This is a genomic window from Burkholderia sp. S-53 (assembly GCF_025560745.1).
In the GTDB taxonomy this organism is placed as follows: Bacteria; Pseudomonadota; Gammaproteobacteria; order Burkholderiales; family Burkholderiaceae; genus Burkholderia; species Burkholderia pyrrocinia.
Map to the genome: position 1 here is coordinate 2,878,570 of NZ_CP090483.1, position 19,773 is coordinate 2,898,342.

20 protein-coding genes and 1 tRNA gene are annotated in these 19,773 nt (G+C 67.2%); 11 read left to right on the forward strand and 10 right to left on the reverse strand.

The genetic code is table 11. The features are described 5' to 3' along the window. The first annotated feature begins 31 nt into the window (after positions 1-31). Together ilvD and LXM88_RS18375 are read left to right on the forward strand one after the other, a co-directional pair. Positions 32-1,705, forward strand: coding sequence for a dihydroxy-acid dehydratase (gene ilvD, locus LXM88_RS18370; protein ID WP_262535620.1), 1,674 nt, complete (start codon positions 32-34; stop codon positions 1,703-1,705). A 127-nt stretch (positions 1,706-1,832) separates the two neighbouring features. Next, a complete protein-coding gene (locus LXM88_RS18375) occupies positions 1,833-2,159 on the forward strand; it encodes a c-type cytochrome (protein ID WP_262535621.1) in 327 nt (108 codons plus the stop codon). A 129-nt stretch (positions 2,160-2,288) separates the two neighbouring features. Here the strand turns inward: LXM88_RS18375 and LXM88_RS18380 are convergent, their stop codons facing one another. From LXM88_RS18380 to LXM88_RS18390, 3 genes are read right to left on the reverse strand one after another with little or no spacing between them, the layout of a single operon-like run. Next, positions 2,289-3,026: a DUF2486 family protein gene (locus LXM88_RS18380; protein WP_262535622.1), complete on the reverse strand. Its 738-nt coding sequence runs from the start codon at positions 3,024-3,026 to the stop codon at positions 2,289-2,291. A 25-nt stretch (positions 3,027-3,051) separates the two neighbouring features. After that, on the reverse strand, positions 3,052-3,468 hold the full coding sequence (locus tag LXM88_RS18385; protein ID WP_262535623.1) for a DNA polymerase III subunit chi: 417 nt from the start codon (positions 3,466-3,468) through the stop codon (positions 3,052-3,054). Positions 3,469-3,502: 34 nt separating this feature from the next. After that, entirely contained in the window at positions 3,503-5,014 is a 1,512-nt protein-coding gene (locus LXM88_RS18390; RefSeq protein ID WP_262535624.1) for a leucyl aminopeptidase, read from the reverse strand. Between the two features lie 122 nt (positions 5,015-5,136). Between LXM88_RS18390 and lptF the strand changes: the two genes are divergently transcribed. From lptF to LXM88_RS18405, 3 genes are read left to right on the forward strand one after another with little or no spacing between them, the layout of a single operon-like run. Then, the gene (lptF, locus tag LXM88_RS18395; protein WP_262535626.1) at positions 5,137-6,228 is read left to right on the forward strand and encodes an LPS export ABC transporter permease LptF; all 1,092 of its coding nucleotides are present in this window, start codon (positions 5,137-5,139) and stop codon (positions 6,226-6,228) included. A gap of 3 nt (positions 6,229-6,231) precedes the next feature. Further along, positions 6,232-7,380 (forward strand): LPS export ABC transporter permease LptG, encoded by a 1,149-nt coding sequence (gene lptG, locus LXM88_RS18400; RefSeq protein ID WP_262535628.1) that lies wholly within the window; start codon positions 6,232-6,234, stop codon positions 7,378-7,380. A 27-nt stretch (positions 7,381-7,407) separates the two neighbouring features. Beyond that, positions 7,408-7,791 carry a sirohydrochlorin chelatase gene (locus tag LXM88_RS18405; RefSeq protein WP_262535630.1) on the forward strand — a complete coding sequence of 128 codons (384 nt, stop codon included), beginning with the start codon at positions 7,408-7,410 and terminating at the stop codon, positions 7,789-7,791. Positions 7,792-7,872: 81 nt separating this feature from the next. Here LXM88_RS18405 and cobA read toward each other — a convergent pair whose 3' ends face one another. The 6 genes from cobA to LXM88_RS18435 form a co-directional block, all read right to left on the reverse strand. Beyond that, positions 7,873-8,622 carry a uroporphyrinogen-III C-methyltransferase gene (cobA, locus tag LXM88_RS18410; RefSeq protein WP_262535632.1) on the reverse strand — a complete coding sequence of 250 codons (750 nt, stop codon included), beginning with the start codon at positions 8,620-8,622 and terminating at the stop codon, positions 7,873-7,875. 70 nt (positions 8,623-8,692) lie between these two features. Further along, on the reverse strand, positions 8,693-10,009 hold the full coding sequence (locus tag LXM88_RS18415; protein WP_262535634.1) for a sulfate adenylyltransferase subunit 1: 1,317 nt from the start codon (positions 10,007-10,009) through the stop codon (positions 8,693-8,695). Positions 10,010-10,031: 22 nt separating this feature from the next. Further along, complete coding sequence (gene cysD, locus LXM88_RS18420; protein ID WP_262535636.1) at positions 10,032-10,994, reverse strand: sulfate adenylyltransferase subunit CysD; 963 nt, start codon at positions 10,992-10,994, stop codon at positions 10,032-10,034. A gap of 74 nt (positions 10,995-11,068) precedes the next feature. Then, a complete protein-coding gene (locus LXM88_RS18425; RefSeq protein WP_262535637.1) occupies positions 11,069-11,818 on the reverse strand; it encodes a phosphoadenylyl-sulfate reductase in 750 nt (249 codons plus the stop codon). Next, positions 11,815-12,357, reverse strand: coding sequence for a DUF934 domain-containing protein (locus LXM88_RS18430; protein ID WP_262535639.1), 543 nt, complete (start codon positions 12,355-12,357; stop codon positions 11,815-11,817). Before LXM88_RS18430 ends, LXM88_RS18425 begins: the two co-directional genes overlap by 4 nt. A 25-nt stretch (positions 12,358-12,382) precedes the next feature. Further along, positions 12,383-14,062: a nitrite/sulfite reductase gene (locus LXM88_RS18435; RefSeq protein WP_262535640.1), complete on the reverse strand. Its 1,680-nt coding sequence runs from the start codon at positions 14,060-14,062 to the stop codon at positions 12,383-12,385. Positions 14,063-14,281: 219 nt separating this feature from the next. Between LXM88_RS18435 and LXM88_RS18440 the strand changes: the two genes are divergently transcribed. The 4 genes from LXM88_RS18440 (at position 14,282) to LXM88_RS18455 (ending at position 17,024) form a co-directional block, all read left to right on the forward strand. Next, positions 14,282-15,223: a CysB family HTH-type transcriptional regulator gene (locus LXM88_RS18440; protein ID WP_047898798.1), complete on the forward strand. Its 942-nt coding sequence runs from the start codon at positions 14,282-14,284 to the stop codon at positions 15,221-15,223. Positions 15,224-15,367: 144 nt separating this feature from the next. After that, complete coding sequence (locus tag LXM88_RS18445) at positions 15,368-16,525, forward strand: ABC transporter substrate-binding protein (RefSeq protein ID WP_262535642.1); 1,158 nt, start codon at positions 15,368-15,370, stop codon at positions 16,523-16,525. A 95-nt stretch (positions 16,526-16,620) separates the two neighbouring features. Then, positions 16,621-16,705: transfer RNA gene (locus tag LXM88_RS18450), tRNA-Leu, on the forward strand. Between the two features lie 151 nt (positions 16,706-16,856). Next, entirely contained in the window at positions 16,857-17,024 is a 168-nt protein-coding gene (locus LXM88_RS18455; RefSeq protein WP_262535644.1) for a hypothetical protein, read from the forward strand. A gap of 37 nt (positions 17,025-17,061) precedes the next feature. On the opposite strand, the gene LXM88_RS18460 is transcribed toward LXM88_RS18455, so the two are convergent. Further along, complete coding sequence (locus LXM88_RS18460) at positions 17,062-17,964, reverse strand: LysR family transcriptional regulator (RefSeq protein ID WP_262535646.1); 903 nt, start codon at positions 17,962-17,964, stop codon at positions 17,062-17,064. A gap of 117 nt (positions 17,965-18,081) precedes the next feature. Here LXM88_RS18460 and LXM88_RS18465 point away from each other — a divergent pair, with 117 nt between their 5' ends. Together LXM88_RS18465 and LXM88_RS18470 are read left to right on the forward strand one after the other, a co-directional pair. Continuing rightward, complete coding sequence (locus LXM88_RS18465; protein ID WP_262535648.1) at positions 18,082-18,819, forward strand: SDR family oxidoreductase; 738 nt, start codon at positions 18,082-18,084, stop codon at positions 18,817-18,819. Between the two features lie 47 nt (positions 18,820-18,866). Next, positions 18,867-19,766, forward strand: a complete 900-nt coding sequence (locus LXM88_RS18470) for an SDR family oxidoreductase (protein WP_262535649.1) — start codon at positions 18,867-18,869, stop codon at positions 19,764-19,766. The last annotated feature ends 7 nt before the right edge of the window (positions 19,767-19,773 follow it).

A 19,773-nucleotide genomic window follows, 5' to 3' on the forward strand; every position in this document is an offset into this window, starting at 1 on the left:
GGGCGTCGCCCAGACAACGATGGAGTCCCCCATGTCGTACAACCGTCGCTCGAAGCACATCACGCAAGGCGTGGCCCGTTCGCCGAATCGCTCGATGTATTACGCACTCGGCTACCAGAAGGACGATTTCGACAAGCCGATGGTCGGCATCGCGAACGGCCATTCGACAATCACGCCGTGCAATTCCGGCCTGCAGCGCCTGTCGGACGCGGCCGTCGAGGCCGTGAAGGCGTCCGGCGCGAACCCGCAGATCTTCGGCACGCCGACGATTTCGGACGGCATGTCGATGGGCACCGAGGGCATGAAGTACTCGCTCGTGTCGCGCGAGGTGATCGCCGACTGCATCGAGACCTGCGTGCAGGGGCAATGGATGGACGGCGTGGTCGTCGTCGGCGGCTGCGACAAGAACATGCCGGGCGGCATGATCGCGCTCGCGCGCCTGAACGTGCCGGGCATCTACGTGTACGGCGGCACGATCCGCCCCGGCCACTGGAAAGGCAAGGATCTGACGATCGTGTCGTCGTTCGAGGCCGTCGGCGAATTCACCGCGGGCCGGATGTCGCAGGAGGATTTCGAAGGCGTCGAGCAGAACGCGTGCCCGACGTCGGGTTCGTGCGGCGGCATGTACACCGCGAACACGATGAGTTCGTCGTTCGAGGCGCTGGGGATGTCGCTGCTGTACTCGTCGACGATGGCGAACCCCGACCAGGAGAAGGTCGATTCGGCCGCCGAATCGGCACGCGTGCTCGTCGCCGCCGTGAAGCGCGACCTGAAGCCGCGCGACATCATCACGAAGGCGTCGATCGAAAACGCGGTGTCGGTAATCATGGCGACCGGCGGCTCGACCAATGCGGTGCTGCACTATCTCGCGATCGCGCATGCGGCCGAGGTCGACTGGACGATCGACGACTTCGAGCGCATTCGCAAGCGCGTGCCCGTGATCTGCGACCTGAAGCCGTCGGGCCAGTACGTCGCGACCGACCTGCACCGGGCCGGCGGGATTCCGCAGGTGCTGAAGATCCTGCTCGATGCGGGGCTGCTGCACGGCGACTGCATGACGATCACCGGCCGCACGATCGCGGACGAACTGAAGGACGTGCCGAGCGTGCCGCGCGCGGACCAGGACGTGATCTTCCCGATCGACCGCGCGCTGTACAAGGAAGGCCACCTGGCGATCCTGAAAGGCAATCTCGCGGAAGACGGCGCGGTCGCGAAGATCACCGGCCTGAAGAACCCGGTGATCACGGGCCCGGCCCGCGTGTTCGACGACGAGCAGAGTGCGATGGATGCGATCCTCGGCGACCGGATCCGCGCAGGCGACATCCTCGTGCTGCGCTACCTCGGCCCGCAGGGCGGCCCCGGCATGCCGGAAATGCTCGCGCCGACGTCCGCGATCATCGGCAAGGGGCTCGGCGAATCGGTCGGCTTCATCACGGACGGGCGCTTCTCGGGCGGCACGTGGGGCATGGTGGTCGGCCACGTCGCGCCCGAGGCGTTCGTCGGCGGCACGATCGCGCTCGTGCAGGAGGGCGACTCGATCACGATCGATGCGCACCGGCTGCTGCTGCAGTTGAACGTCGACGATGCCGAGCTCGCGCGCCGTCGCGCCGCGTGGAAACAGCCGGCGCCGCGCTATACGCGCGGCGTGCTCGCGAAATTCGCGGCCCTCGCCCGGCCGGCGAACAAGGGCGCCGTCACGGGTTGACGCGATATCGCCGCACCATGCGACCCCAATGGAAAGGGCCGCCGGGGGAACGCGCAAAACGTGCGTTCCCTTTGCTTTTATAATGCGCGGACGATGAAGCCGGCCGTCCCCGCCGGCGGAGAACCGCATGAAACAGACGATATTGCGCGCCCTGCTCGTGACGCTGCTGACCGGCGGCTCAGTGGCGGCGCGCGCCGAACAGGCCGACGGGCTCGCGCTTGCGCAGCGCAAGAACTGCATGGCCTGCCACGCGATCGGCAAGCCGCTGATGGGCCCGTCGTTCCGCGACATCGCCGGCAAGTATGCGGCGCGCGGCGACGCGGTCGATTACCTTGCCCAATCGATCGTGAAAGGCAGCGTCGGCGTATGGGGCGGTGTGCCGATGCCCGCCAATACGCAACTGACAAGCGCCGAAGCCCACGCGCTCGCGCAATGGGTGCTGTCGCTGCATTGAAGCGGATGCCCGGGGCGGGGCTAACCGTTAAGCCGGGCGCTGCCGAAAGGCGGGCTTGCCCCTCGCCGGCAACTTTGCCGGTATTTGCTGAAACCGCACCCTGTTTTCTGTCGCCGAACGGCCGGACGGTCAGCCCGAATGACCGGCCCGGCGGCGTGCGATCTCTTCGTCGACCGCGTCACGGACCCAGTCCATGACCTCGGTTTCCAGCGTCAGCGCCACCTCGCGCGTGACCTGGCCGACCAGCCAGGCCGAATGCTCATGCAGCGCATCGCGGCAACGGGCCTCGATGGCCTCGCGCCCTGCCCCGGTCAGATAGCTCGTCAGCCGGTTGCGCAGCCGCTCGGCGATATGCTGCGCATCTTCAGGCGTCAGCCCGACGGCTGCCTGCACATCCGGCTGCGGCACCATGGCCGGTACGACCGCCTCCGGCATGACCGTTTCAGATGCGTGCCCGACCGCATCGCGCGCAACCGCAGCGAACGCATGCGGCGCATCGTCGTCGCCCAGCGATGACCGGAGCGGTGCATTCATTGGCGCTGCGTCCTCGGCGACCACATGCACCGCAGCGCCGGGTACGGCCGGCGCATCGGTCTCGCCCATCGCCGCCGCGGCAGCCGTCGCCACGTCGCCCGGCAGCTCGACCGCCGGCACGTGAAGCGTCGGCACGGGTTCGATCACGACGAAATCGGGGTCGGCGTATGTTTTCGTGGAATCGGTTGAAGCGATCACGTCGGTCAACAACGGAATCGCCGCGCCGGCGTGCGGCTGCGGCGCGTCGGGCGCGGGCGAGCGCGCCGGAACCGGCTTGCCCGGCACCAGCACGTCGGTCAGCGTCGGGATCGTGGATGAATCGGCTTGTGTCACGGGAACACTCCGTCGACGGTTGCGGCTAGCTGCCCTGCTTGTAGTTGTTCAGCGCGTATCCGCGATCGCGGTAGAAGCGGTAGCGGTCGCGGCCCGCGGCCAGCTCGTCCGGCGCATTGCCGACCACTTCGAGCAGGCGCTCGAAGCGGGCGAACTGCGCAGGCACCGCCGCGCCGAGGTTCAGCAGCACGTGATGATGCGGCGCCTTGTCGAGATCGGCAGCCAGCACGATCGGCGTGCCGGCCGCGTGCTCGCTGTCGACGCCGCAATGCGGAATGAAATCGAGCGGCGAGAACGTCCAGAGCTGCTCGTCGAGCGCGCGCAGCCGCGCGGGCTCGGCGAGCACGACGACCGGCTGCCCGGCCTGATAGGCCTTGCGCAGCAGCCGGCATGCGTACGCGAGCGAATCGCCGACGTTCGAATGGAAGTCGATTCGCGTCATTGCCCGCGCACCCGCATCGTCGTCAGCACCGCCATCACTGGCCGGCGCGGTCGATCAGGAACTGCGCGAGCAGCGGCACCGGACGGCCCGTCGCGCCCTTCGCGGCACCGCCCTTCCATGCGGTACCCGCGATGTCGAGGTGAGCCCACGGATAGCTGTCGGTGAAGCGCGACAGGAAGCACGCGGCCGTCACGGCACCGGCCGGACGCCCGCCGATGTTCGCGATGTCCGCGAAGTTCGACTTCAGCTGATCCTGGTACTCGTCGTCGAGCGGCATGCGCCACGCCGGGTCGTTCGCCTCGCGCGATGCGTCGAGCAGTTCGCCCGCGAGCGCGTCGTCCTTCGAGAACAGGCCGCTGTTGTGGCCGCCGAGCGCGATCACGCACGCGCCCGTCAGCGTCGCGACGTCGATCACCGCCGCCGGCTTGAAGCGCTCCGCATACGTGAGCGCGTCGCACAGGATCAGGCGGCCTTCGGCGTCGGTGTTCAGCACCTCGATCGTCAGGCCCTTCATGCTCGTGACGATGTCGCCCGGCTTCGTCGCGTTGCCGCCCGGCATGTTCTCGCAGGTCGGCACGATCGCGACGACGTTGATCTTCAGGCCCATTTCGGCGACCGCACGCATCGTGCCGAGCACGGAACCGGCGCCGCACATGTCGTACTTCATCTCGTCCATGCCCTCGCCCGGCTTCAGCGAGATGCCGCCCGTATCGAACGTGATGCCCTTGCCGACCAGCACGACCGGCGCGGCCTTCGCGGCGGCGCCCTGGTAGTGCAGCACGATGAACTGCGGCGGCTCGACCGACGCGCGCGCGACCGACAGGAACGAGCCCATCTTAAGCGCCTGGATCTGCTTGAGCCCGAGCACTTCGGCCTTCAGGCCCCAATCCTTCGCGATCTGCTTCGCGGTGTTGCCCAGATAAGTCGGCGTGCAGACGTTGCCGGGCAGGTTGCCGAGGTCACGGGTGAGATCCATCCCGTTCGCGAGCGCGACGGCCTGCTTGACCGCGACCTTCGCCGCCTTTTCGTCCGACGGATCGACGCTGAACACGACGCGCTTGAGCGTGTGCGACGCCGGTTCCGGCTTGCTCTTCATCTGCGTGAAGCGGTAGGTCTCGTTGCGCAGCGCGAGGATTGCCGCGCGCACGCCCCAGTCGGAGCTGCGCTCGTCGACCGGCAGTTGCGCGAGCGTGAACGTGACCTGGACCACCTTGGTGGCCAGCAGCGCGCGCCAGGCGGCCGTGACCGCGTCGTTATAGGCTTTCTGGTTGAAAGCATCCTGCTTGCCGAGGCCGACGAGCAGCACGCGCGACGCGCCGATGCCCGATACTTCGTGCAGGAACAGCGTCTTGCCGCGCTTGCCGTCCATGTCGCCGGCCTTCACCACGCGCGAAATCAGTCCCTTGGTGGCCGTGTCGATGTCGAGCGCCGCGCCCGAAAGCGTCTGCGCCTCGAAGATGCCGAGCACGATGCAGTCGGACTTCCCGGTCAGGAACCCCTTGGCCTCGCCTTTGCTCCAATCACAGCCTTTTATGCTAAAGTCCATCGCGCTTGTCCTCGGATAAAATCTGGGCTAAGGATGAAAGCCGCAATTATCCGCTATTTTTCCCGTGGCGGCGCGAGCGCTCCACCACGCGTGCGCAGCCTCCCGCCCTCTTCTCATCAAGAATGATCTTCGAACGCTCCCTCCAGCGCGAGCTTGCGTATACGGCTGGCGCCGTGTTCATGGTGCTGCTCACGATCATGCTCACGACGATGATGATCCGCATCGTCGGCTACGCCGCGTCCGGCGAAATCGATCCGCGCGACGTGCTCGTGCTGATCGGCCTGACCGTGATCGGCTATCTCGCCGTGATGCTCGTCGTCACGCTGTTCGTGTCGATCCTGTTCGTGCTGACCCGGTGGTACCGGGACTCCGAAATGGTGGTGTGGCTCGCGTCGGGCGTGAGCCTCACGCGCCTCATCAAGCCGATCGGCATGTTCGCCGCGCCGATCATCCTGCTGATCGCGTTCTTCGCGTTCGTGGGCTGGCCGTGGTCGAACCAGCAGAGCAAGATGATCAAGGCACGCTTCCAGCAGCGCGACGAGATCTCGCTGCTCGCGCCGGGCCAGTTCCGCGAGTCGGCCACGAACCATCGCGTGTTCTTCATCGAGAAGATGACGCCCGACCAGAGCAAGGTGCAGAACGTGTTCGTGACGTCGACCGAGAACGGCAAGGTCAACGTCGTCGTGTCCCAGACGGGTCACACGGAAACGCGGGACGGCAGCCGTTTCGTCGTCCTGGAAAACGGCCGCCGCTACGACGGCACGCCCGGCCAGCCGAACTTCAAGATCATGGAGTTCGAGCGCTACGGCGTGAAGATCACCAGCACGCCCGTCGTCAACGTGCCGACAACCAACAGCACGCCGACGCTCGACCTGCTGAGCAAGCCGACGCGCGACAACCTCGCGGAATTCGCGTGGCGCGCGGGGCTGCCGTTGATCGCGCTCAACCTGATGGTGCTCGGCATCCCGCTCGCATACCAGAACCCGCGCCGCAGCCGCACCATCAACCTCGTGATGGCCGTGCTGATCTACCTGACGTACTCGAACCTGCTTAACGTCGTGCAGGCGCAGATCGAGCAGGGCAAGATGTCGTTCGGCGTCGGCCTCGTCGGCCTGCACGCGCTCGTCGCGGCGATCGTCGCCGTCATCTTCTGGTTGCGCGTGCGCAATCGTCCGCTGTTCACACGCGCGCTGTTCGGCCGCTCGGGAGCATGATCGATGCGGCTCTATGAAAAGTACTTCGCGCGACAGATCTACGTCACGTTCGTCTTCATCCTGTTCGCGTTCTCGGGCCTGTTCTTCTTCTTCGACCTGATCAGCGAACTGAACTCGGTCGGGCACGGCAACTACAAGTTCGGCTACGCGGTGCTGCGCGTCGCGCTGCAGACGCCGTCGCGCTTCTACGAGATCATCCCGGTCGCCGCGCTGATCAGCGCGATCTACGTGTTCGCGCAGATGGCCGCGAATTCGGAATTCACGATCTTCCGCGTGTCGGGCCTCGCGACCAACCAGGCGCTGCGCTCGCTGCTGAAGATCGGCGTGCCGCTCGTGATCGTCACCTACCTGATCGGCGAATTCGTCGGCCCGTACGCCGACCAGTTGTCCGAACGCGTGCGGCTGCAGGCGCTCGGCGCGTCGGTGTCGTCGAACTTCCAGTCGGGCGTGTGGGTGAAGGACACGCTCGCGGCCCGCGAAAACGGCGAACAGGTCACGCGCTTCGTCAACGTCGGCAGCCTGTCGCCCGACTCGACAATCAGCAACGTACGCATCTACGAATTCGACTCGAAATTCCAGCTGCAGAACCTGCGGATCGCGCAGACGGGCCGCTACGAGCCGCCCGGTCACTGGCTGCTGACGGGCGTCACCGAAACGGAACTCACGCCGATCAAGCCGATCAGCGGCCAGCCGGCCGACGCGCTGAACCCCGTCTACCGGTCGCAGCAGGTCTCGCTGCCCGAATACCGGCTGCGTTCGGACCTGACGCCGCAGATCCTGTCGGTGCTGCTCGTGTCGCCGGAGCGCATGTCGATCATCAACCTGTTCCGCTACATCCAGCACTTGCGCGAAAACCAGCAGGACACGCAGCGCTACGACATCGCGCTGTGGCGCAAGCTGCTGTATCCGTTCGCGGTGTTCGTGATGCTCGTGCTGTCGCTGCCGTTCGCGTACCTGCACACGCGTGCGGGCGTGGTCGGCGTGAAGGTGTTCGGCGGCATCATGCTCGGCATGAGCTTCCAGTTGCTCAATACGCTGTTCTCGCACATCGGCACGCTGAACACGTGGCCCGCACCGCTCACCGCAGCGACGCCGGGCCTGATCTATCTCGCGCTCGGCCTGTTCGCACTCAAGTGGGTCGACCGGCACTGAGCGCCGCGTCACGACGGAGATTTCGACATGAGCTCGCTCGGCATCGTCCTGTTCGGCCACGGCGCCCGCGATCCACGCTGGGCCGAGCCGTTCGAGCGGCTCGCCGCGCGGCTGCGCGGCGCCGGCTCCCCTGCGTCGCACGTGTCGCTCGCGTTCCTCGAACTGATGACGCCGTCGCTCGGTGAAGCCGTCGCCGCGCAAGTCGCAGCCGGCTGCGCGCGCATCACCGTGATACCGGTGTTCTTCGGCCAGGGCGGCCATGTCCGCCGCGATCTGCCACAACTCATCGACGAATGCCGCGCCGCGCATCCGGGTGTCGAGATCCGCTGCGCGACGGCCGTCGGCGAAGACGACGGCGTGCTCGACGCGGTCGCACGCTATTGCGTCGACCAGATCGGCGACGACGCGTAAGCGAAACGGCGGCCCCAAGTAAAAAAGCGCTGGCAGATGAAGCCAGCGCTTTTTTCGTTTCGGACTCCAGCCGGAATCCGCTCAGGCCGCGTCCCGCAGCGAATCGCCCGCTTTCGCGTGCCGGGCGCGCTCGGCGAACGCGTCGCCGATCATCAGCAGGCTCGGTTCCGCGGGATCGAGCCACGCCTGCGCATCGCCCGCCGCCATCTGCGCGAGCGTCAGCGTCAGCGAGCGTTCGCGTGCGGTGCTGCACGCCTCGACGATCGCCACCGGCGTCGCCGGTGCACGGCCGGCGTCGATCAGTTCCTGCGCAATGCCGGGCGCGCTGTCGCGGCCCATGTAGTAGACGATCGAATCGGCGCGCGCGGCTTCGCGGATCTCGTCGCTGCCCGGCGCCCGGCTGTGCGTCGCGAACGCGACGCTGCGCGACACGCCGCGCAGCGTCAGCGAACGCTTCAGCGTCGCCGCGCCGGCCAGTGCCGCGGTAATGCCCGGCACGACCTCGTAGTCGATGCCGGCCTCATCGAGCGCGCGCATTTCCTCTTCCGCGCGACCGAACAGCATCGGGTCGCCGCCCTTCAGCCGCACGACGCACGCATGCTCGCGCGCCGCATCGACGATCTGCTTGTTGATGAAGTGCTGCGCGGTCGAGCGCTGCCCGCAGCGCTTGCCGACCGCAATCTTGCGCGCGTTCGGCGCGTAGTCGAGCATCGCGGGCTCGACGAGCGCGTCGTGCAGCACGACGTCGGCCTGCGCCAGCAGCCGCGCGCCGCGCACCGTGATGAGGTCCGCCGCGCCCGGTCCCGCTCCGATCAGATACACCTTGCCCATGTTTGTCGCTTCGCTTGTCCTGCGGCCCGCGCCGCCGCGTGGCGGCGCGGCTTGCCGCGAGGTTTGCCGATTACGCCGAGAATGCCCGGATCATGCCGGCGGCGACCGTGTGGTGCGTCGCCTCGTCGATCAGCACGAACGCGCCCGTGCCCGGATGCGCATCGTACGTGTCGCAGACGATCGGCTTCTGCAGCGTCAGTGCGACGCGGCCGATGTCGTTCATCTTCAGCTCGTGACGGTCGGTCGCGTGCGACAGCGTATGCACGTCGAGCACCTGCTTGACCGCGCCGATCTTGGCGAACACCGTGCTCGTGGTCTGCTTCAGCAGATACTTGCGCTGCGGCGACAGCGGCGTTTCGTCGAACCAGCACAGGTCGGCCTCGAGCTTCTTGGCCGGCTCGACCGGCTCGGCGGTCGTGACGAACATGTCGCCGCGCGACACGTCGATATCCTGTTCGAGACGAATCGTCACCGTCTGGCCCGCGAACGCGTGCGGGACCGACGCGGTGCCGCCCGGCACCGGCGCGACGATCTCGGCGACCGTCGCGGTGCGGTTCGACGGCAGCACGACGATCTCGTCGCCGACCTTCACTTCACCCGACTCGATACGGCCCATGTAGCCGCGGAAATCGTCGGCCGAGCTGCCGTCCTGGCGCGCGACCCATTGCACCGGGAAGCGCAGCGCGTCATGCGCCTGCGTCTCGACCGGCAGCGACTCGAGCACGTCGAGCAGCGGCTCGCCCGCGTACCACGGCATGCGCTCGCTCGCACCGACGATGTTGTCGCCCTTCAGCGCCGACACCGGCACGAAGCGCACGTCGGTCAGGCCGAGCTGCTTCGCGAGCGTGACGTACGCGTCGCGGATCTCGTTGAAACGCGCCTCGCTGTAGTCGACGAGGTCCATCTTGTTGATCGCGACGATCACGTGCTGCAGCGCGAGCAGCTTGACGATCGCGCTGTGGCGCTTGGTCTGCGGCAGCAGGTCCGCGACGCCGTTCTCGACCGTCACGCGCGTCGCGTCGATCAGGATGATCGCCGCGTGCGCCGTCGACGCACCCGTCACCATGTTGCGCGTGTACTGCTCGTGGCCCGGCGTATCGGCGATGATGAACTTGCGCTTCGCGGTCGCGAAGTAGCGGTATGCGACGTCGATCGTGATGCCCTGCTCGCGCTCGGCTTCCAGGCCGTCGGTCAGCAGCGCGAGGTCGAGCTCGTCGCCGACCGTGCGCTTGTTCTTCGCGCGCGACAGCGCGGACAGCTGGTCGGACAGCACGGCCTTGCTGTCGTACAACAGGCGGCCGATCAGCGTGCTCTTGCCGTCGTCGACGCTGCCTGCGGTAATGAAGCGCAGCACGCCGAGGTCTTCGTGATTTTCGATGATGCTCATGATGTGAATGTCCTCGTGTGCGTCAGAAATAACCTTGCTTCTTGCGCTGTTCCATCGCGGCTTCGGAGGCCTGGTCGTCCATCCGGGTGGCGCCGCGCTCGGTGATCTCGGTCACCGCCGTCTCGGCGATGATCTTCTCGACGTCGTCCGCGTCGCTCTCGACCGGGCACGTGCAGCTGATGTCGCCGACCGTGCGGAAGCGCACCTGGGCGACCTCGCTCGTCTCGCCGTCACGCATCGGCGTGAGCGGCGTGACCGGCACGAGCAGCCCGTTGCGGCGCACGATCTCGCGCTCGTGCGCGTAATAGATCGACGGCAGCTCGAGGTTCTCGCGCGCGATGTACTGCCACACGTCGAGCTCGGTCCAGTTCGAGATCGGGAATACACGCAGGTGCTCGCCTTTATGCAGTCGCGCGTTGAACAGGCTCCACAGCTCGGGGCGCTGCGCCTTCGGGTCCCACTGGCCGAATTCGTCGCGGAACGAGAAGATGCGCTCCTTCGCACGTGCCTTCTCTTCGTCGCGGCGCGCGCCGCCGATCAGCGCGGTGTAGCCGTGCTGCTCGATCGTCTCGAGCAGCGTGACGGCCTGCGCGGCGTTGCGCGAATCGGTTTCGCGGCGCAGCACGACCGTGCCGCGCTTGATCGAATCCTCGACGTGGCCGACGACCAGCTCGGCGCCGAGCTCCTGCGCGCGGCGGTCGCGGAAGTCGATCACTTCGTCGTAGTTGTGGCCCGTGTCGATGTGCACGAGCGGGAACGGCAGCGACGTCTTGCGGTTCGCGCCGAGGCCGAACGCCTTCAGCGCCAGATGCAGCACGACGACCGAATCCTTGCCGCCCGAGAACAACAGCGCCGGCTTGCTGCATTCGGCGACCAGTTCGCGCAGGATGTGGATCGACTCTGCTTCGAGCCAGTCGAGGTGGCCCATGCGGCTGTCGCCGCCGGTGGCCGGGGCAAAGGCGGATTGCTCGAGCGTCGTGCTCATGATTTCAGTCCTTCTTCTGGGTTCGTGCCGCCCGCTGTCGCAGGCGGCGCAATATTCAGTGTCTTGTGAGGCGTTCAGTGCGCGGCGCCTGCTTCGGCGGTCGCGGGAATCGGCGTGATCGTGATGTGCAGCCCGCATTCCTTCGTATCGCGCGACTCCCACCACCAGCGGCCCGCACGGCTGTCCTCGCCGGGGCGGATCGCGCGCGTACAGGGCTCGCAGCCGATGCTCGGGTAACCGCGCGCATGCAGCGGGTTGACCGGCACGTCGAACGCGTCAAGGTACGTCCACACGTCGGCTTCCGTCCAGTCGGCGAGCGGGTTGTACTTCGCGATCCCGCGCGCTTCGTCCTGTTCTTCCTCGTGCAGCTCGGCACGCGTGACCGACTGCTCGCGGCGCTGGCCCGTGACCCAGGCGCCGACGTCGGCCAGCGCACGGTTCAGCGGCTCGACCTTGCGGATGTGACAGCACGACTTGCGCAGCTCGACGCTCTCGTAGAACGCGTTCAGGCCGTGCTCCGCGACGTACTGGTCGACCGCATCCTGCTGCGGGTGGAATTGCTCGATCTCGTAGCCGTAGCGCTCGCGCACGCGGTCGATCATGCCGAGCGTCTCCGCGTGCAGGCGGCCCGTGTTCAGCGAGAAGATGCCGATCGACACGCCCTTCGACAGGATCGCATGCGTGAGCAGCATGTCTTCCGCGGCGAGGCTGCTCGCAAACTTCACCTTCTCGTGACGTGCGCCGATCTGCGCGAGCAGCGTGTCGAGGCGCTCGACCTTCGCGGCGAGTTCCGGCGTCAGCGCGGTGGCGGTCGCGGTGCTCATGCGCCCACCTTCGCGTCGGCCGCGGCGGCGCGGCGGCGGAACAGCGGCGCCGGCTCGTCGAACGCACCCTGGTAGCGCTGCGTGAATTCCGTGAACGCATTCAGCGCGTCGTTGATGTCCTTGTCGGCGCGCACCGCGAACGCGTCGAAGCCGCAACGCGACATGTACAGCAGCTGGTCGCGCAGCACATCGCCGATCGAACGCAACTCGCCCTTCCAGCCGTGGCGCTCGCGCAGCAGGCGGCCGATGCTGTAGCCGCGGCCGTCCGCGAAGCGCGGGAAATCGACGGCGATCAGCGAAATCGCACCGAAATCGGCCACGAGATCGGCCGGCTCGCTGTCCGGCGCGAGCCACACGCCAAGTTCGTCCTTCGTCTTCGCGGCGACGAGCGCCGCGCGCTTGGCCTGCCACAATGCGAACGGCACCAGCACCTTGCCGGCCGGCAATGCGTCGACCGCGGGCAGTGCACCGTCTTCCGCCGCGCGCACGACCTGCCATGCATCGTCGATCACTGCGCGGTTCTTGATAATCGAAGCCATCTGCTAGTTCCTTCTACCCGGTTGGTTACGCGTTCACCGTCTGGCGCGCCGCATACACGCGCTCCTTGAACGGCGCGATGCCGATGCGGTCGTACGTGTCGACGAAGCGCTCGCCGTCGATGCGTGCATCGACGAACGTGTCGATCAGCTTCGCGATCACGTCCGGCACTTCTTCCGCCGAGAACGACGGCCCGATCACACGGCCGAGGCGCGCGCCGTTACGGCCCGTGCCCTGCTCGCCGCCGAGCGACACCTGGTACCACTCGGCACCGTCCTTGTCGACGCCGAGGATGCCGATGTTGCCGACGTGGTGATGGCCGCACGAGTTCATGCAACCGGAAATGTTCAGCGACAGGTCGCCGAGGTCGTACACGTAGTCGAGATCGTCGAAACGCTGCTGGATCGCCAGCGCGATCGGGATCGACTTCGCGTTCGCGAGCGAGCAGAAATCGCCGCCCGGGCACGCGATGATGTCGGTCAGCAGGCCGATGTTCGGCGTCGCGAAACCGGCCGCCTTCGCCTTTTCCCACACCGCGAACAGGTCGCGCTTCTTCACGTTCGCGAGGATCAGGTTCTGCTCGTGCGACACGCGCAGCTCGCCGAACGAGTAAGCGTCGGCCCAGTCGGCAACCAGTTCCATCTGCCGGTCGGTCGCGTCGCCCGGGGCCACGCGATGATCCTTCAGCGACAGCGTGACGGCCGCGTAGCCCGGCACCTTGTGCGGCGCGACGTTACGCTCGACCCAGCGCGCGAACGCCTTGTTCTCGAGCAGGTGCTGTTCGAACGATGCGTCGGTGTCGGCCAGCTTCTCGTAGACGGGCGGCTGGAAATACTGCGATACGCGGTCGAGTTCGGCCTGCGTGAGCGTCGACGGGCCGTCCTTCAGGTGCTGCCACTCTTCCTCGACCTGCTGCGCGAACTTCGCGGGCGACAGCGCCTTCACGAGGATCTTGATGCGGGCCTTGTACAGGTTGTCGCGGCGGCCGTAGCGGTTGTACACGCGCAGCACGGCTTCGCAGTACGTGAGCAGGTGCTGCCACGGCAGGTCTTCCTTGATCACCGCGCCGACGATCGGCGTCCGGCCGAGGCCGCCGCCCGCGAGGATGCTCGCGACCACCTCGCCCTGCGCGTTCTTCTTCAGGTACACGCCGAGGTCGTGGATCTGCACGGCCGCGCGGTCGTGCTTCGAGCCCGACACGGCGATCTTGAACTTGCGCGGCAGCCACGCGAATTCGGGATGGAACGTCGACCACTGGCGCAGGATCTCCGACCACGGACGCGGATCGATCTCCTCGTCCTGGGCGACGCCCGCGAACTGGTCGGCCGTGATGTTGCGGATGCAGTTGCCGGACGTCTGGATCGCGTGCATCTGCACCGACGCGAGCTTCGCGAGGATCTCGGGCGTTTCTTCCAGCTCGATCCAGTTGAACTGGATGTTCGAGCGGGTCGAGAAGTGGCCATAGCCGCGGTCGTGCTCGCGGGCGATGCGCGCCAGCATCCGGAGCTGGTCGCTGCGCAGGTTGCCGTACGGAATCGCGATGCGGTGCATGTATGCGTGGCGCTGCATGTACAGGCCGTTCTGCAGACGCAGCGGACGGAACTCGTCTTCGCTCAGCTCGCCCGACAGGCGGCGGCGCACCTGATCGCGGTACTGCGCGACACGCTCGTCGACGATCGTCTGGTCGTATTGGTCGTACTGATACATTCGGGGACCCCAGGGGTTTTCGTGGTGACCGCGCGACGTCCTAGCCACGTCGCGCCCGAATCTCCGTTCCACCGTCACTGCCGCCGGCCATCCGCTGCCGGGTGGATTGCTAATGACGAAAACAGATATCCATATTTGAAAAACTCCGGTGAATCGTAATAAACTCGCCTTATATTTCAAACGACTAAAAAATTCTGTTGATATGCGGAAGGGTTATAAATGAACCTGCACCAATTTCGCTTCGTGCGCGAGGCAGTCCGGCAGAATTTCAACCTCACCGAGGCCGCCAAGGCGCTCTACACGTCGCAACCGGGGGTGTCGAAGGCGATCATCGAGCTCGAGGACGAGCTCGGCGTGGAGATCTTCACGCGGCACGGCAAGCGCGTGCGCTCGCTCACCGAGCCGGGCAGGATCATCCTCGCGTCGGTCGAGCGGATCCTGCAGGAGGTTGAAAGCCTTAAAAGGGTCGGGAAAGATTATGCCGCGCAGGACCAGGGCAACCTGACCATCGCGGCCACCCACACGCAGGCCCGCTACTCGCTGCCGGCCGCGATCGCCGAATTCAAGAAGCGCTTCCCGAAGGTGCACCTGTCGATCCTGCAGGGCAGCCCGACGCAGGTGGCCGAGATGGTGATCCACGACCAGGCCGATCTCGCGATCGCGACCGAGGCGATCGCCGACTACAAGGAACTCGTGTCGCTGCCCTGCTTCCAGTGGCATCACGCGGCCGTCGTGCCGGCCGATCATCCGCTGCTCGAACGCAAGCCGCCGTCGCTCGACGATCTCGCGCAATACCCGCTGATCACGTACGACGACGCGTTCGCGGGCCGCAAGAAGATCAACCAGGCGTTCGCGCTGCGCGGGCTGTCGCCGGACATCGTGCTCGAGGCGATCGACGCCGACGTGATCAAGACCTATGTGGAGCTCGGCCTCGGCGTCGGGATCATGGCCGACATCGCGTTCAATCCCGAGCGCGACCGCAACCTGCGGCTGATCCCGGTCGGCCACCTGTTCGGCAGCAACGTGACGCGCGTCGCGCTCAAGCAGGGCGCCTATCTGCGCAGCTATGTGTATACGCTCGTCGAACTGCTGTCGCCGACGCTGAACCGCAAGCTGATCGAGCAGGCGCTCAAGGGCGAAGCCGAATCGTACGAGCTGTAAGCGCCCCCGGCCTGTCGCTTCGCGCCAGGCCCCGCGAAGCGGTCAAGAAAACCTGGGGCGGCCCGGTGTTTTCTTGAGCCCGGCGTGTATAAACACAGGGGGCGCATATCGCGCCCCTTTTTGCTGCCCGACGGAGATTCCCGCATGATGCTTCCCGCCCTGTTGCGCCGCGCCGCCGGCGCCGCCCTCGTGCTGGCCTGCACGGCCGCGCATGCCGACCTGAAGGTCGGCGTCGACCTGTCGTCAACCGGCCCGGCCGCCGCGATCGGCATCACGAGCAAGAACGCGATCCTGATGTGGCCGAAGACGATTGCCGGGCAGCCCGTGCAGGTGACCGTGCTCGACGATGCGTCCGACCCGGGCACCGCCGTGCGCAACATCCGCAAGCTGGTCGACGAGGATCACGTCGACGTCGTGGTCGGGCCGAACATCACGCCGGCCGCGCTCGCGGCGCTCGACGCGGTGGCCGCCGGGCAAACACCGATGATCACGCTGGTCGGCTCCGGCGCGATCGTCGAGCCGCAGGAAGGCGCGCGGACCTGGGCGTTCAAGATGGCGCAGAGCGACCGCGCGATGGCCGACGTGATGACACGCTACATGGCGAACCATGGCGTGAAGACGGTCGGCTTCATCGGCTTCGCGGACAGCTACGGCGACAGCTGGCTGAACGAGTTCACGCGCTTCGCCGACCTGCGCAAGATCCGCGTCGTCGCAACCGAGCGCTTCAACCGCACCGACGCGAGCGTCACGGGCCAGGCGCTGAAGCTGATCGCGGCGAAGCCCGACGCGATCCTGATCGCGGGCTCGGGCACGCCGGCCGTGCTGCCACAGCGCACGCTGGTCGAGCGCGGCTACAAGGGCGCCATCTACCAGACGCACGGGATCGCAACGCCGGAATTCATCAAGCTCGGCGGCAAGGACGTCGACGGAACGCTGTTCCCGACCCAGCCGGTCGTCGTCGCGCGCACGCTGCCGGCCGACCATCCGGCTCGCAAGGCCGCGCTCGCGTTCGTCGACGCGTACGAGGCGAAGTACGGCGCCGGCACCGTCACGCAGTTCGCGGGCGACGCGGCGGGCGTCTACCCGCGCCTCGCCGACGCGGTCGGCCGCGCGCTGAAGACCGCGCAGCCCGGCACGCCGGCGTTTCGCGCGGCGCTGCGGCGCGAGCTCGAACGCGCGCACGAACTCGTGGTGCCGAACGGCGTCGTCAATTCCAGCGACAAGGATCATGTGGGGCTCGACCAGCGCGCGAGCGTGATGGGGATCGTGAAGCAGGACCGGTTCGTCTACCTGAGCCAGTAACTCGACCGCCGGCAACGGGGTGGCTTGCCCGGCATCCGGATTTCCGCCATAATCTGCGTTTCGCCGCGCACGATTGCATGCGCGGCCAGGAACAAGCCCAGGTGGTGAAATTGGTAGACGCAGGGGACTCAAAATCCCCCGCCGCAAGGCGTGCCGGTTCGATTCCGGCCCTGGGCACCAGAATTTCGCAGCGTGATGCGCTGCACCTGTCGAAACCCGCGCAAGCTCACCGCTTCGCGGGTTTTTTGTTTTTGCCGCACGCAACGTGCCCCGCAACGCATGCCCTCGCGCGGCGGTCCAAGCATCAGGGAACGCAGCACGGAGGCAGGCCATGTCCACGCGCGACATTTCAAGCCCGATCTGCCGCGGCGTGCTCGCCGCGGTTCTGTCGCTCATGCTGGGCGGATGCGACGTGCTGACCGCGCCACCCGTGCCCGACTGGCCGGGGCCGCATGCGCCCTATCCGTTCCCGGACAACATTCCGCATCGCACCGAATGACCCGACGGCCGCCCGGCCGCCTTTTTGCCGTGCAGGCTCAGGCCATCAGCTCGCGGACGAAGTCGAGAAACACCCGCACCTTCGCGGAAACGAGATTCGACGCGTGGTGATACGCATAAAGCGGGAACGTCTCGTCCGCCCACTCCGGCAGCAGCAGGACCAGCCGCCCGTCGGCGACGATGTCCCGCGCGTAGAGTTCCAGCAGCTGCGCGACACCCGCGCCGCCCAGGCAGGCGCCGAGCAGCGCGCCCGTGTCGTTGACCATCAGCCGGCCGCCGGCGTCGAACGGCACCACCTCGTTGCCGCGATGGAAGACCCATTCGAACGGCCGCCCCGTTACCGGATCGCGGATCAGCACGCAACGATGCCCGTCCGCGAGATCGTGCGGATGCCGCGGTTCGCCGTGACGCGCGACATAGGCCGCCGACGCGCAGGTGAGCACGCGCGTCTCGAGCAGCAGCCGCGCGCGGTATGACGACGGCTCCGGAATGCCGAAGCGCACCGCCACGTCGAAGCCGTCGGCGACGAGATCGCCCATCCGGTCGCGCACGCTGATCTCGACGGACAGTTCGGGGAAGCGGTCGAGGAATTCCGCCATCCGCGGCGCGAGCACGTAGTGGCCGAAGGTGCCGTCCACGTTGACCCGCAGCCGCCCCCTGACGCGCGCCCTGGAACGGCCTGCGTCGACCGCCGCCTCCTCGATGCCGGCCAGCAGCGGCGCGACCGCCTCGTAAAAACGCCGCCCTTCGTCGGTCAACGTGATCGCGCGCGCCGTCCGGTTGAAGATCCGGATGCCGACGCGCTCCTCCAGCCGCGCGACGGCGCGGCTCACGGCCGGCTGCGTCAACCCCATCGCCTCGCCCGCGCGCGCGAAGGTGCCGGCCTCGATCACCGCCGAGAGCACGCCGATACCGCTGAGAAGCCTGCTGTCGAACGCCATGAGACATACTTTCAGTCATTCTTGATCTGATCATTATTCATTATTTTTATTGATCGAGGAAGCCTACATTGGTCCTGTCGCCGGCTCGCACGGCACTCACGAACCAAGGAGCAGGACATGAGCACAACGGAAAAGGTCGCCGTCGTCACGGGTTCATCACGCGGCATCGGCGCGGAAATCGCCCGCCGTCTCGCCCGGGACGGTTTCAGGGTCGTCGTGAACTATGCCGGCAGCGCCGGCCCCGCGCAGGAAGTGGTCGACGCGATCGTCGCCGCCGGCGGCGAAGCCGTCGCGGTGCAGGCGGACGTCGCGGACCCGGCGGCGATCGCCGCGTTGTTCGACGCGGCCGAGCTCGCGTTCGGCCGCGTCGACGTGGTCGTCAACAGCGCGGGCGTCATGATGCTCTCCGCCATCGCCGACGTCGAAGACACGGCCTTCGACCAGACCGTCGCGATCAACCTGAAGGGCACGTTCAACGTCAGCCGCGAGGCGGCGAAGCGCGTGCGCGACGGCGGCCGCATCGTCAACCTGTCGTCGAGCGTGATCGGCATGCGCCTGCCGACCTACGGCGTCTATATCGCGACCAAGGCGGCCGTCGAGGGCCTGACGCAGGTCCTCGCGCAGGAGATGCGCGGCCGCGGCATCAGCGTGAACGCGGTCGCGCCGGGACCGGTCGCGACCGAGCTGTTCCTGCAGGGCAAGAGCCCCGAACTCGTCGACCGGATGGCGAAGATGAATCCGCTGGAGCGGCTCGGCCAGCCCGCGGACATCGCCGGCGTCGTCGCGTTCCTCGCCGGCCCGGACGGCGCGTGGGTCAACGGCCAGATCCTGCGCGCCAACGGCGGCATGTGCTGACGGACCGCATGCCGCGCCCGCTCCCCCACACTTGCAGGAGATCGATCATGAAGGAAATCATTCTCGTCACGGGCGCGTCCAGCGGCTTCGGCCTGCTGACGGCCCAGGCACTCTCCCGCACCGGCCATACGGTCTACGCGTCGATGCGCGAAAGCGCCGGCCGCAACGCGCCGCGCGCCGCCGCGATCGCCGCCTACGCGCAGGAACACGGCGTCGACCTGCGCACCGTCGAGCTCGACGTCGGCAACGACGCATCCGTCGACGCCGCGATCGACCGCGTGATCGCGGACCACGGCCGCCTCGACATCATCGTCCACAACGCCGGCCACATGGTGTTCGGTCCGGCCGAGGCGTTCACACCCGAACAGCTGGCGCAGCTGTACGACATCAACGTCGTGTCGACCCAGCGCGTGAACCGGGCGGCGCTGCCGCACCTGCGCCGCCAGGGCCGTGGCCTGCTCGTCTGGGTATCGTCCTCGTCGGCGCGCGGCGGTACCCCGCCGTTCCTCGCACCCTATTTCGCCGCGAAGGCCGCGATGGATTCGCTCGCAGTGTCCTATGCGGCCGAACTCGCGCGCTGGGGCATCGAAACGTCGATCGTCGTGCCGGGCGCGTTCACCCGTGGCACGAATCACTTCGTCCACGCGGGCAAGCCGGCCGATGCCGTCGTGCAGGCGGCCTACGACAGCGGGCCGTACGCGGGCGTCGCCGAGCACGCGCTGCGGGGCCTCGCCGCGCTCGAACCCGCGGACGCCGATGCCGGCGCCGTCGCGACGGCGATCGCCGACCTCGTCGCCGCGCCGGCCGGCAAGCGCCCGTACCGCGTGTTCGTCGACCCGTCGCAGGACGGCGCGGAGGAAGTGTTCCGCGCCGGCGATCGCATCCGCCGCGAGATGTTCCGGAACATCGGCCTCGACGACCTGCTCGCACCCCGCGTCCACGCTTGATCCCCTG